General features: G+C 49.6%; 12 protein-coding genes. All 12 read left to right on the top strand.

The window, feature by feature from the left end; all coding sequences use genetic code 11:
* Nucleotides 1–47 precede the first annotated feature (47 nt).
* The 12 genes from MHB80_RS06810 to MHB80_RS06865 all read left to right on the top strand — a co-directional run bounded on the left by MHB80_RS06810 (nt 48) and on the right by MHB80_RS06865 (nt 12900).
* Nucleotides 48–1130, top strand: a complete 1083-nt coding sequence (locus MHB80_RS06810; RefSeq protein ID WP_341281453.1) for an AI-2E family transporter — start codon at nt 48–50, stop codon at nt 1128–1130.
* 73 nt (nt 1131–1203) lie between these two features.
* Nucleotides 1204–2238 (top strand): FtsH protease activity modulator HflK, encoded by a 1035-nt coding sequence (hflK, locus tag MHB80_RS06815; RefSeq protein WP_341281454.1) that lies wholly within the window; start codon nt 1204–1206, stop codon nt 2236–2238.
* A complete protein-coding gene (locus MHB80_RS06820; RefSeq protein ID WP_341281455.1) occupies nt 2235–3101 on the top strand; it encodes a protease modulator HflC in 867 nt (288 codons plus the stop codon). Before hflK ends, MHB80_RS06820 begins: the two co-directional genes overlap by 4 nt.
* A gap of 165 nt (nt 3102–3266) precedes the next feature.
* The gene (locus MHB80_RS06825; RefSeq protein WP_341281456.1) at nt 3267–4037 is read left to right on the top strand and encodes an N-acetylmuramoyl-L-alanine amidase; all 771 of its coding nucleotides are present in this window, start codon (nt 3267–3269) and stop codon (nt 4035–4037) included.
* Between the two features lie 149 nt (nt 4038–4186).
* The gene (locus MHB80_RS06830; RefSeq protein WP_341281457.1) at nt 4187–5932 is read left to right on the top strand and encodes an ABC transporter ATP-binding protein; all 1746 of its coding nucleotides are present in this window, start codon (nt 4187–4189) and stop codon (nt 5930–5932) included.
* Entirely contained in the window at nt 5925–7754 is a 1830-nt protein-coding gene (locus tag MHB80_RS06835) for an ABC transporter ATP-binding protein (protein WP_341281458.1), read from the top strand. Before MHB80_RS06830 ends, MHB80_RS06835 begins: the two co-directional genes overlap by 8 nt.
* Nucleotides 7755–7902: 148 nt before the next feature.
* Entirely contained in the window at nt 7903–8670 is a 768-nt protein-coding gene (locus MHB80_RS06840; protein ID WP_341281459.1) for a VWA domain-containing protein, read from the top strand.
* Nucleotides 8671–8841: 171 nt separating this feature from the next.
* Nucleotides 8842–9444, top strand: a complete 603-nt coding sequence (locus MHB80_RS06845) for a TerD family protein (protein WP_341281460.1) — start codon at nt 8842–8844, stop codon at nt 9442–9444.
* A gap of 36 nt (nt 9445–9480) precedes the next feature.
* The gene (locus MHB80_RS06850) at nt 9481–10056 is read left to right on the top strand and encodes a TerD family protein (protein WP_341281461.1); all 576 of its coding nucleotides are present in this window, start codon (nt 9481–9483) and stop codon (nt 10054–10056) included.
* Between the two features lie 139 nt (nt 10057–10195).
* Entirely contained in the window at nt 10196–10774 is a 579-nt protein-coding gene (locus MHB80_RS06855) for a TerD family protein (RefSeq protein WP_341281462.1), read from the top strand.
* Nucleotides 10771–12141: a TerD family protein gene (locus MHB80_RS06860; protein ID WP_341281463.1), complete on the top strand. Its 1371-nt coding sequence runs from the start codon at nt 10771–10773 to the stop codon at nt 12139–12141. The genes MHB80_RS06855 and MHB80_RS06860 overlap by 4 nt, the downstream gene beginning before the upstream one ends.
* 18 nt (nt 12142–12159) lie before the next feature.
* Nucleotides 12160–12900, top strand: a complete 741-nt coding sequence (locus MHB80_RS06865; RefSeq protein ID WP_341281464.1) for a TerC family protein — start codon at nt 12160–12162, stop codon at nt 12898–12900.
* Nucleotides 12901–12978: the final 78 nt, after the last annotated feature.

A 12978-nucleotide genomic window follows, 5' to 3' on the forward strand; every position in this document is an offset into this window, starting at 1 on the left:
AAGCATAGATGATAGGCATGACTAAGGAACAGAGGGGAAGCTTCAGTATGCGTTTAACCCGATTGAATCAAATTTTTGTCAGCATCGTATTGGTGCTGCTTATCTTGTATTTGTTTGCGCGCAACTCCGCGTTTTTTGACCCGATTATGCTCGCGCTGAAAATCATCTTTGTACCGATTGTGCTGTCGGTATTTTTGTATTATCTCCTCCGCCCATTGGTCGCACGCCTGCATCGCTTGAAGCTGCCGAAGCCGCTCTGCATTCTGCTCATTTATGTGCTTGCGGCTGCGCTCATTACGCTGCTCGGCATCGTCGTATGGCCGATATTGCAGCGCCAGCTGACGGGTTTGCTGGAGCAGCTTCCGAAGCTTGCGGATGATTTTCGAAGGCAGCTGGAGCAGCTGCAGAAAAATCAAATTTTGTTTGGTGTCGACCTGTCGAAATTCGATTTTGCAGGCTTTAATTTAATGGATAAAGCGGAGCCCTATTTGACAAAAAGCATTGCATCGGCAACCGACTATGTGAAAAATGCCTTTTCCGTGCTCTCCAATTTTATAATCGTCGTTTCCACGGCGCCGCTGCTGCTTTATTACATGCTGATGGATGACCGAGCTGCGGTCCGCAAGCTGCTGGAGCGGGTTCCCGGGCGTTACAAAAGCGGTTTGAAAGAAACGCTGCAGGAGATGGACAAGGCGCTAAGCGGCTTTATTGTCGGACGGGTTACCCTTTGCCTGCTGCTTGGCGGGATGGTGCTCATCGGCTTTCTTCTCATCGGTTTGCCGTATCCTCTGGTGCTAGCTCTCGTCATTGCTTTCATGAATATGATCCCGTATATTGGGCAAATTTTGGGGCTCATTCCTTGTGTGATCGTGGCGTTTATCGATGAGCCAACGTCCGTCATCTGGGTTGTGGTCATCATTATGCTGGCTCAGCAGATTGAAGGAAATATTTTGTCCCCGTATATTTATGGGCGAAAGCTGGACGTTCATCCCATTACAACGCTGCTGCTTATTCTCGTTTCAGGGGCGCTGGGCGGCATTGTCGGCATCATGGTTGCGATCCCGGTTTATCTGCTTTTGAAGATCATTATCGTGCGGATTTATAATCGCTGGGAAAAAACTGTCACCTAATAGGCTCCCTTTACGTATGAACAGATTAGGTTTGTTCTCATTTTGTTCATATAAATAGAAGGGAGAGGTTTAATTGAACACGGAAATAAACAGACCGCAAGGAAGCCAGCAGCCGCTTAATCCAAAAACGGTAAAAAAGGCGATCATCGGGGCAGCCATCGGCATCGTAGCCGTTACGCTCGGATTTTCATCTTTTTATACGGTACAGGAGCAGGAGCGCGCGGCGATTTTGACATTTGGAAAGTATACGGGGGAAGCGACGGCTGGGCTGCATTTTAAGTTTCCATATCCGATTCAGCAGGTGGTTACGGTGCCGGCTGAGCTTGTGCAGCGCATTCATATCGGGTACCGCCAGAATGGGGACAGCGTCACACCCGTTGACGACGAAGCGCTCATGATTACCGGGGATGAAAATATTGTATCGGCTGACGCCGTCGTCCAGTGGAAAATAAGCAATTTGCATGATTACTTGTACAACATTGATGATCCGGAGCGCTTCCTGCGCAATGCGGCGAGCTCCTCCATCCGTTCGGTTATTGGTTCAGAGAAGCTCGATTATGCGATTACGGACGGAAAAACCGTTATTCAGGATAAGGTGCGGGAGAAACTGCTGGAGCTGCAAACAAAATACAAAACCGGCATTCAAATTATGGACATTAAATTCCAGGATATTGAGCCGCCAAGCGGCCAGGTAGAGGAAGCGTTCCGTGAAGTCACGAATGCCCGCGAGGAGAAAAACACAAAGATCAACAACGCGGCAAAATATGAAAACGACCGCATTCCGAAGGCGCGCGGTGAAGCACAGGCGCTGCTTGAAAATGCCGAAGCGGAGAAAAAGTCGCGGATATTGAACGCCGAGGGCGACGTCGCGAAGTTCAATGCGATTTTTGCCGAATATAAAAATAGTCCGGACGTTACACAAAGCCGTCTTATCCTCGAGACGCTGGAAAAAATATTGCCGAATGCGCAAATTTTCATTACAAACAGCAATAGTGATACAGTGAATTACTTGCCGCTGAATGAGCTGCTGCGCAGCAAAAGCACTTCGAGCAGCTCCAGCAATTCACAAACCCCTGCTCCGCAGGCGGAAGGGGGAGCAACACCATGAAGAAAAACCAATTGATTTTGCTAGTCAGCCTTGTGGTCATCGTCATCCTTGGCGCAGGCTCGATGTACATCGTAAAGGAAGGCGAATACAAGGTCGTGCTGAAGTTTGGTGAAGCGGTGCGGGTTGCCGAAACGCCGGGTCTCAAGCTGAAAATTCCATTTATCGAAAGTGTATCGCCATTGCCGAAATACCAAATGACGTATGAGAGCAATCCAACGTCGATTTTGACGAAGGATAAGAAGCCGATTATCGTGGACAATTACACCGTTTGGCGCATTACGAAACCGGAGCAATTTTTGAAAACGGCACAGACGGTAAGCGCGGGTGTCCAGCGTATTGATGAAGCGGTATACAATTCGGTCAGGCGCAAGCTGTCTGAGGTGAATTACGATAATATTATTAGCGAGCAGACGGAGCGCGGCAATATAAATGATGAAATTACGCGCGATGTAGCCGAGGCGCTGAAGCGTGATGATTATGGCGTTGAGGTGATCGATGTGCGCATTAAGCGGACGGATTTGCCTGAAGGCAATAAGCAAAGCGTGTACAATCGGATGATTTCCGACCGTCAATCCATCGCGGCCCGTTACTTGTCCGAGGGTGATGAGGAGTCGCGCAAAATTACGTCGAAGGCTGACCGTACTGCAAGCGAGCTGATGTCGCAGGCACAGGCTGACTCGAAAAAAATCATTGCCGAGGGTGAGCAGCAGGCGGCGAAAATCTACAATAAAGCATACGGGCAGGACCCGGCGTTCTATAATTTTTACCGGACGCTGGACAGCTATGTGACGACGCTCAAAAATGAGCCGGTCATCATGCTGCCAATCGACTCGCCATATGCGAAAATTTTGCTTGGCCAATAAGGGCCAGCTTTGGCTGAATGACAGGGCGTGGAAAAGAGTGGAGCAGCACTCTTTTCCACGCCTTTTTTTGTCGTCCTCAGGCAGGTGTACAAACCAATTGTGCCGCTGGCGCACTTCCTAATAGAAGCGAGCGAATCATGCTCGCGCTGGAAGGGAGGGTGAAAGATGGCTGATAGGATACAAGATTTTATTCCGGCAGGCAGGAACAATCGTCCCGGCACAGCCATTCAAGGGCCGAAATATGTGACGGTACATGATACAGCGAACAGCTCGAAGGGGGCGGATGCGCTTTCCCATGCCAAATATTTAAAAGGAGGTGCCGCCGCAGCACTGCCCGTCTCCTGGCATTTTACCGTGGATGATACGAGGGTGGTGCAGCATTTGCCTGTGAACGAGCATGGCTGGCATGCAGGCGATGGCAATGGGCCGGGTAACCGCAGCTCAATCGGAATCGAAATTTGTGAAAATGGCGATGGCATCCGCAGCAAGGCGGAGGCGAATGCAGCGGCGCTCATTGCCGAGCTGCTGCGCAAGCTTGGGCTGCCGATTACAGCAGTCGTCCAGCATAACCGCTGGAGCGGCAAAAACTGTCCGCATACGTTTCGGAGCCGGCCGGGCGGCTGGGAAAGCTTTTTGCAGCAAATCAAAGCGCTGCTGGGCAATCTCGTGGAACCAGAGCCGGAGCCGGAGCCAGAGCCGGAACCGGAAAAGCCGGAAGAGGAGGGGGAGCCAATGACAGAAGCGGAGCGCCTGCAGTTTGATACGCTTGTGAAGCGGGTAACGGAGTTAGAAGCCAAGCACAGTATGGCGGTGCCAGCATGGGCGAAAGCAGCAGTTGCGGCTGCGGTAGCTGCTGGCGTCATCGACACGCCGGAAGGTGGTTCGCTGGACTTTTATCGCTTGCTGACGGTGCTTTATCGCAAAGGGCTGCTGTAGGCAGCATACAAAGCAGGCAAAGGCCAAACGCAGGGCGGAGGCGGCTCAAGCGAGCCGTCTTTCGTCATTTTCGACCCAAACGGCGAATAAACTGTTACAATGAATACTATAGTGGTAAATAGTTAGTCGGCAAAGGAGTGATGTGCAGAATGAAAAAAGGGCGGATTTTAGTCGATTTTCTAAAGCAAAGCTGGCCTTTATATGCTGTTGCCGTTCTGCTGCATGTCGCATCCAGCATCATTCAGGTGTTCTTCCCGCAGGTGCTGGGTAGGTTTACGGATGCGCTGCAAAATAACGGTTTATCAAGCGGGCTTATTCAAAAATACAGCCTGCTGCTGCTCGCCATTGGCGCGAGCTACGTTGTGCTGGCTTGTGTGGCGCAATTTCTCATCATGTACATTGGCAGACGCTTTGAGCGATTGACGCGCAGCAAGCTGTTTATGCATTTTACAGGACTCAGCGAACGTTTTTATTCGAAAAATGGCGTCGGCAAGCTGCTGAGCTATGTCGTCAATGACGTCACCGGAGTGAGGGAGTCGATCTCGATGGGCGTCAATCAGACGGCCAGTGCGGTGACGCTGTTTTTCGCCGTCGTGACGATGATGCTTTACAGCGGCATCCCGCTGTTTTTGCTAGCCTCGTCCATTGTGCCGCTGCTGCTGATCCCATTCATCGTAACGAGATTCGGTCCTGTCATTATGCAGCGCTCCAAAAAAGTGCAGGCCTCGCTCGCCACGATGACGGAATCAGCGGAGGAGCAGTTCGGGGGCATACGCGTCACCAAGAAGTTTGCTGTTGAATCGGTCATGAATGAGCGTTTTTTCACAACGGTGGATCAAATCAAGGACAACCAGCTTCGTCTGGTCCGGGTATCATCGATTTTTCAAGCAATCATCCCATTTCTCGGCGCGTTATCTTTAATTATAGCGATTTCGTTAGGCGGCTACTTAACGGTGAACGGCGAGCTGTCGCTGGGGCATTTTGTGGCATTGACGCTTTACATACGGATGCTCATGAACCCGCTTCAGCAGATTGGCACGGTTATTAATACGATGCAGCGTTCCCGCGCTTCACTGGAGAGGCTGAACGAGCTGCTGTCAGAGACGCCGGACATTCAGGAAAGCAAGGCTGCCGCTTCGCTTGATTTGCAGGGCAAGAGCATTCATGTTGAGGGACTGTCTTTTACTTATCCGGGGGCTCGCGGAGCTGCGCTGCGGGATATTCGGCTGGATATTCGTCCGGGTATGACGATTGGCATCGTAGGGGCGACAGGCAGCGGCAAGACAACGCTGATGAAGCTGCTCCTGCGCACCTATGAGGCGCCGAGGGGCAGCATTCGTTTTGCTGAGACGGATATTCGCGACATTACGCTGGAGAGCCTGCGCAGCCAAATTGGCTATGTGCCGCAGGATGGTTTTCTATTCAGCACCTCTATTCGCGATAATATTGCTTTTTCGGATCGGGGGCGAGAAATGGACGCTGTTGAGGAATCAGCAAAGCAGGCGCAAATTTTTGAAAATATTATGGCGTTTCCCGAGCAGTTCGAGACGAAGCTCGGAGAACGGGGCGTGACGCTGTCAGGCGGACAGCGCCAGCGAACGAGTCTTGCGAGAGGCTTCATTAAGCAGGCTCCGCTTATGATTTTGGATGACAGTGTAAGCGCAGTCGATGCTGTAACCGAGACGGAAATTATGAATACGGTACGCAGAATGCGCAAAGGAAAAACGACGATTATTGTGGCCCATCGCATTAGTGCGATCAAGCATGCCGATCAAATAATCGTCATGAAGGGCGGAACGATAGCGCAGCAGGGAACCCATGCCGAGCTGTCGGCGAAGCCGGGCTTATACGCATCGCTGTGTGCGATTCAGGAGGAGGGAGAAGCAGATGGCTAATTCCATTCGCAATTGGGAGGCTGACCAGAGGGCTGAGCGGCAAACGGGCGAAAACCAGCCGAAGCCGGATATAAAATATGTGTCAGCATTCCGGGCGCTATCTTCCTTTGCTAAACCCCATAAATGGAGCTTTGCGCTAATCTTCTTCTGTACGCTGCTGGCTATAGCTGCGGAATTGCTCCAACCTTATCTGGTGAAAGTCATTATTGATGATCATTTGATGGCGGGCAAGGGAGAGTATGGTGCCATTATCGGCATAGGAGCTTTGTATTTGGGCTTAGCAGCAATGAGCCTGCTGTTCACCTATTTGCAGAACAATATGCTGCAATACACAGGGCAAAGCATTGTGGCGAAAGTCCGCAAGCAGCTGTTCGAGCATATTTCCAAGCTGTCGATGTCTTATTTTGACCGCACCTCAAGCGGAAGCCTGATTACCCACGTATCCAGCGATACAGAATCGCTGAATCAGCTGTTCAGCCAAGTGCTGATGAGTGTGCTGCGCGATGGCATGACATTGGTGTTCATTATATTTTTGATGTTCCAGCTGGATGCACAGCTTGCGCTTTACTGCTTGCTTCTGCTGCCGATTATCGCGGGCATCGCCATTGGTTTTCGTTCTTATATGCGCCGGACCTATCAGCGTGCGCGCACGCAGCTCTCCCGGCTCATAGCTTTTACTGCTGAAAATTTAGCAGGCATGAATCTGATTCAGGTTTTTCATCAGGAGAAGGAGCAGCAGCGGGAGTTTACGGCGCGCAATGAAGGCTATTTCCGAGCTAATATGAAGGAAGTGAAGACGCAGGTATGGTTTCGCTGCTCCTTTGATATATTAAGTAATCTGTCAATTGCTTTCGTTACGTGGCTTGGCGGCATGGCGGTGTTGAACAAGCAAATGGATTTCGGCGTGCTTTACGCGTTTATTACGTATATCCGTCTGTTTTTCCAGCCGCTTAACACGATTACACAGCAGTGGAATACGCTGCAATCGGCGACGGTTGCGGTCACCCGCATCTGGGGCATATTTGCGCTTAAGCCGGAGGTGGAGAACCAGGCGATGCCGCATGCGCTTGCGAAAGTGCACGTACGTGGCGATATCGAATTTGACCATGTTGTATTTGGTTATGGGCAGCGGCCTCCTGTCATTCAGGGCTTATCACTGCGTATCCGGGCAGGGGAGCGAATTGGCATCGTTGGCACGACTGGTGCAGGCAAAAGCTCGCTGATCAGCCTGCTCTGCCGTTTCTATGATGTTCGCTCTGGCGGCGTGCGAATCGACGGCACGGACGTACGCGATATGGAGCAATCGCAGCTGCACCGTATCGTCGGCCTCGTTCAGCAGGAGCCCTATCTTTATTCGGGCAGCGTACTGGATAATGTGCGGCTGTTCGATACAGATATTGATGAGGATACGGTTATCGAAGCATGCCGCCTGGTTGGAGCGGATGCGATTATTCAGCGAATGAGCGATGGCTATAATACGCGGCTGTCCGAGCGGGGAAGCGGCTTGTCTGCCGGCGAGCGGCAGTTGATTTCTTTTGCCCGAATTATCGTATTTCAGCCCAAAATTCTCATTCTCGACGAAGCGACGGCGAATCTTGATTCCTACAGCGAGCAGCTGCTGGAGCAGGCGCTTGCGATCGTATCGAAGGGGCGCACGACGATTATTATCGCCCACCGCCTTTCTACAGTAATGAAGGCCGATCGCATTATTGTCATGCGCAAGGGTGAAATTGCCGAGCAGGGCACGCATGCAGAGCTGGTGAGACGGCATGGCTATTATGAGGAGCTGTATCGCCATTCGCGGGGAAAAGTATTCGCGTGAGCTGATTAAATCGTTCGAAAAATGGGTATGAATAGCAGGTATGTGTTTTGCGCGAGAAAAGTAAAAAACTAGCAATGGACTTTGGGGTTTTTGTCATTTTATATTAGATTTGATATAGTTAATAGTATCAAGCTAAGGAGGGATCTCTTTGAGTATTGATCTAAGGAAGCAAGCGGAAGACCATTTAATTGATTTGAAGAAGAAAGCGACGATTTCCTTAACTAAGCGGGGGCTGAACGGGCAGGTTGCCCGGGTAGCAGCCGTGTTCGATATTTCCGGCTCAATGACTAATTTGTACAGAAGCGGCATTATTCAAAAAACGGCGGAGCGCGCGCTTGCGCTTGCGATGAATTTTGATGATAACGGTGCGGCGGATGTATTCGCATTCGGACTGAGCAACCATGAAATTGGGGAAATATATCAAGCGAATTTTTATCAATTTGTAGAGCGGGAAATTACGAGCAAGCACAAGCTTGAGATGGGCACGCAATATGCGGGCGTCATGAAGCAGATCGCGGACTTTTATTATCCAGGGGCGCTGAAGCTTACCCGCAAGGGCGGTTTTCTCGGCTTGGGCAGCCGGACGGAATATGAAATAGATGCATCCAAAGTTAAAAATGATCCGCCCGTGTATGTCCTGTTTTTTACAGATGGGGACAACTCCGACAAAGAGGAGACGCGCGAGCTGATTCGCGGCTTGTCACGCCTGGGGATTTTCTTCCAGTTTGTCGGCATTGGCAATGAGCGCTTCTATTTCCTGGACGAGCTGGACAACCTGGATGGCCGTTATATCGACAATGCGAATTTCCTCAAGGTGAAAAACCTCGATAAAATTTCCGACGACGATTTGTATGACAGCCTACTTGTCGAATTCCCGACATGGCTTAAGGAAGCCAAAGCCAAACAATTATTCTAAATAAATGACAGGTTAATCCAGCCTTTTCTTCCCTTAATAAAATCTTTATACGATTTGCTGAAATTCTCTGAAACTTGTTGGGCGCTACATCCGTAGAAAAGGTAGAATGAAAACGAAAGCCACAGATGACGAAGCTGCTTCGCCTGATGTGGGAAGGAGGTGACCTCGAACATGAGTATTAATCTGGTTAAGGGACAGAAAATCGATTTGACCAAAGGAACCTCCGGTCTTACCAAGCTTATGGTTGGTCTTGGCTGGGACCCAGCGGTGGAAGAGAAGAAAAGCTTTTTCGGAATGGGACGGAAGCAGGCGGCTAACATTGACTGTGACGCTTCGGCACTGATGCTGAATGCTAACGGAAAGCTGGCAAGCCGCGAAAGCCTCATCTGCTTCTATAATAAGCAAAGTGCCTGCAACTCGGTCATTCACTCGGGTGATAATATCACGGGTGAAGGCGATGGTGATGACGAGCAAATCGGTATCGATTTGGCGAAAGTGCCAGCTGATGTGGAGAAAATTCTAGTCGTTGTCAACATTTATGAAGCTGAAGCAAGAAAGCAGGATTTCGGCATGATCCGCTCGGCTTATATCCGGGTCTTAAATGCAAATAATATGCAAGAGCTGGTAAAGTTTAATTTGACGGATAATTATTCCGGCATGACCGCTCTGATTACAGGTGAGCTTTACCGTCACAATGGCGAATGGAAATTCAACGCCATCGGTGAAGGAGCCCAAGCGCCACATATTGATATTTTGGCGGCGCGATACAAGTAATACCCATTCCATATAAATGAAAAGAGGTCTTTGACAATGGCAATTAACTTATCCAAAGGTCAAAAAGTAGACTTGACGAAAACAAACCCAGGACTTTCCAAAATTTTGGTAGGCCTAGGCTGGGATACTAACAAATATGACGGCGGAGGCCAATTTGACCTCGACGTATCGGTATTCCTCTTGGCAGCATCGGGTAAAGTAGAAGGCGAGAAAAACTTCGTATTCTACAACAATACATCCAATGAGAACGGTTCCGTCGTACATACAGGCGACAATCGTACCGGCGAAGGCGACGGAGACGATGAGCAAATCAAAGTCGAACTGGCAGCTGTGCCTGCAAATGTAGAGAAAATAGCTTTCGCTATTACGATCTACGATGCAGAGACGCGCAACCAGAACTTTGGACAAGTTTCCAATGCGTACATCCGTATTGTGAATGAAGCAAGCAGTGAAGAACTGATCAAATTCGATTTGGGCGAAGATTTCTCAATCGAAACGGGCGTTGTTGTAGGCGAACTTTATCGTCATAGCGGCGAATGGAAATTCAGCGCAGTCGGCAGCGGCTATAAAGACGGCTTGGGCGGTCTGGCTCGCGACTTCGGCTTGAACTAACCTTTAAGAGCATACAAGCAGGGGCAGGTCCTCTTTTCTCGCGTGCGATGTGGCGGGAGGGGAGGGCAAGCCCCTTTACAGCTTTTTTCTAACGTTCCAACCTCTATCACTTAACTCTTCTAGAAAGCGGGGAAATCATATGTCTATTAACTTGTCTAAAGGCCAACGTATTGATCTCACAAAAACAAATCCAGGATTGACCAAAGTAGTTGTCGGTCTGGGCTGGGATACGAATAAATATGCAGGCGGCAGCGAATTTGACCTTGACGCTTCTGCATTTTTGCTCCATGCTGATGGAAAGGCCAAGGGAGCCGAAGATTTTATTTTCTACAATAATAGAGAAACATACGGCGGGGCTGTGCTGCATACTGGCGACAACCGTACTGGTGAAGGTGAAGGGGACGATGAGCAAGTCGTTATCGACTTCAGTAAGGTTCCAGCACATATCGTGCGTATCGGCATTACAGTTACGATTCATGATGCTCCTGTTCGCCAACAAAACTTCGGTCAAGTTAGCAGCGCTTTCGTACGAGTAGTTAATGAGGCGAATAACAATGAAGTGCTTCGTTTTGACCTTGGTGAAGAATTTTCGACGGAAACGGCAGTTGTATTCTGCGAATTTTACCGCCATGAGAGCGATTGGAAATTCCAGGCGATTGGAAGTGGCTTCGCTGGCGGTCTAGCCGATCTTTGCCGTAATTACGGCCTAGAGGTATGACGGTAGCGCTCGTAAAGGGGCAGAAAGCTGATGTAACCAAGTCTAATCCGGGTTTGACCCGGATTACGGCTGCCCTGGGATGGTCAGCCCCTTCCTCCTTCGAAATCGATACTTCTGCGTTTTTGCTAGCTGCAGGCGGAAAGGTGCGAAGCGACAATGATTTGCTGTTTTACGGCAATCCATCGAATGCTTTTTTATCGTATGTCGAATCGCCGGGCGGCAATGACCGCAAGCAGTTCAAGATCGATCTTTCCCGTACCGATGCTGCGATTGAGAAAATTGCAATTACGTTGACGATTTACGATGGCGATAAACGGAATCAGCAGTTTAGCGGAGTAGCCGGCCTATACATACGCTTCCTGAATGAAAGTACGGGCCAGGAGATTATTCGTTATGACCTTCGTGAGCCGTTCTCGGTGGAAAATGCAATTGTCATCGGTGAGCTATACAGGTACAATCAGGAGTGGAAATTTAATGCGATAGGGGCCGGATATTCCGGCGGATTGAAAGACTTATGCGGAAGCTATGGCATTGAGGTAAAGGACGAGCCCAAAGCTCCTGCTGCGCCAACTCCTCCTCCTGCGCCGCCAGTACCATCTGCGCCGCAGACGTCTTCTGGACCACGAAATCCGCTTATTCCGCCAGCGCCTCCTAAGCCACAGGAGACGCAGGGCTCGCGCATCGTTATTCCACCAAGGCCTGGCTCTACGCCTGCCCCTGCACCATCTGCTCCTGCTGCTTCGCAGCAGCCGACTTCAGAAGCGGCGAAAATCAATTTTTCTAAAATTGAGCTGAAAAAGAAGGGCGACGTCATTAATCTGACGAAGCAAAGCGGCGGTTTGGGTGAAATTTTGATAAACCTCAATTGGAACCAAAAAGCCGGCGGCGGATTGTTCAAACGTACGGGCATTGATCTTGACCTCGCTTGCATGTATGAGTTGAAAGATGGCAGCAAGGGCGTGATTCAGGCGCTTGGCAACAGCTTCGGTTCCCTGAACAGAGCGCCATACGTCATGTTGGATGGCGATGATCGGACAGGCTCAGTAACGACGGGCGAAAATATCCGGATTAACGGAGAGAAAATTAAGGAAATCAAACGCTTGCTCATTTTCACCTTTATTTACAAAGGGGTGACGCGCTGGTCTGAGGCTGACGGAGTCGTCACGCTTAGCCAGCAAGGCGGCCCGGATATTATCGTTAAGCTGGATGAATACGATAATGGCCAGGCGATGTGTGCCATTGCGATGATTACGAATGTGAACAATGAAACGTTCAGTATTGAGCGGATTGTTCGGTATTTTGAAGGACATCGGAAGCTTGATAGTGCTTTCGATTGGGGTCTCAGCTGGGTTGCAGGAAGCAAATAAAATGGAGGTTAGAATGAAGTGGACTGGCTATCGAATTTTTTCAAAAGCATAGTGGAGAACTACGGGCATTTCTTTGATTGGAATGCAGTAGTAACTACCCTCTCCGACCCTGTCAGCTGGGGAATTATTGGAACACTGATTATATTGGAAGGACTTTTGTCCGCCGATAATGCGCTCGTGCTCGCGGTTATGGTTAAGCATTTACCGAAGGAACAACAGAAGAGAGCTTTGTTTTACGGTATTTTGGGCGCTTATATTTTCAGGTTTCTGGCGATTGGCTTTGGTACGTATTTGGTTACGTTCACAGCCGTCAAATTCCTAGGTGCAGCTTATCTCTTGTACATCGCTTATAAAGGATTGTTCAAGGGCGGCGGCGAAGACAGTGTTGAAAACAAAGGGCAATCGTTCTGGAGAACGGTTATCGCTGTAGAATTAATGGATATTGCATTCAGTATCGATAGTGTTATCGCGGCATTTGGTGTCAGCAAGGAAGTATGGGTATTGTTCCTTGGCGGTATTCTTGGCGTTCTGATGATGCGCGGCGTGGCCCAAGTATTCCTCAAGCTGATTGAGAAAATTCCTGAGCTGGAAAAAACGGCATTTTTCCTCATTGCGTTAATCGCAGTTAAGATGATTTTGGGGGCCTTCCATATCGAAATCCCTCATCTCTACTTCTTCGCCCTAATCGGTCTTCTGTTTGGCGGTACAATCGTACTAAGCCTGATGAGACAAAAGAAGGGTACTTCAAACAGCAACTAGAACATGTTTAAATAGCGGTTTATGCGGGTAATGATCCCTTAATCCCTCCTGGTTAAAGGGGGGATTATTTTTTTTATG

The organism is Paenibacillus sp. FSL H8-0537 (assembly GCF_038051995.1).
Classification (GTDB): Bacteria; Bacillota; Bacilli; order Paenibacillales; family Paenibacillaceae; genus Pristimantibacillus.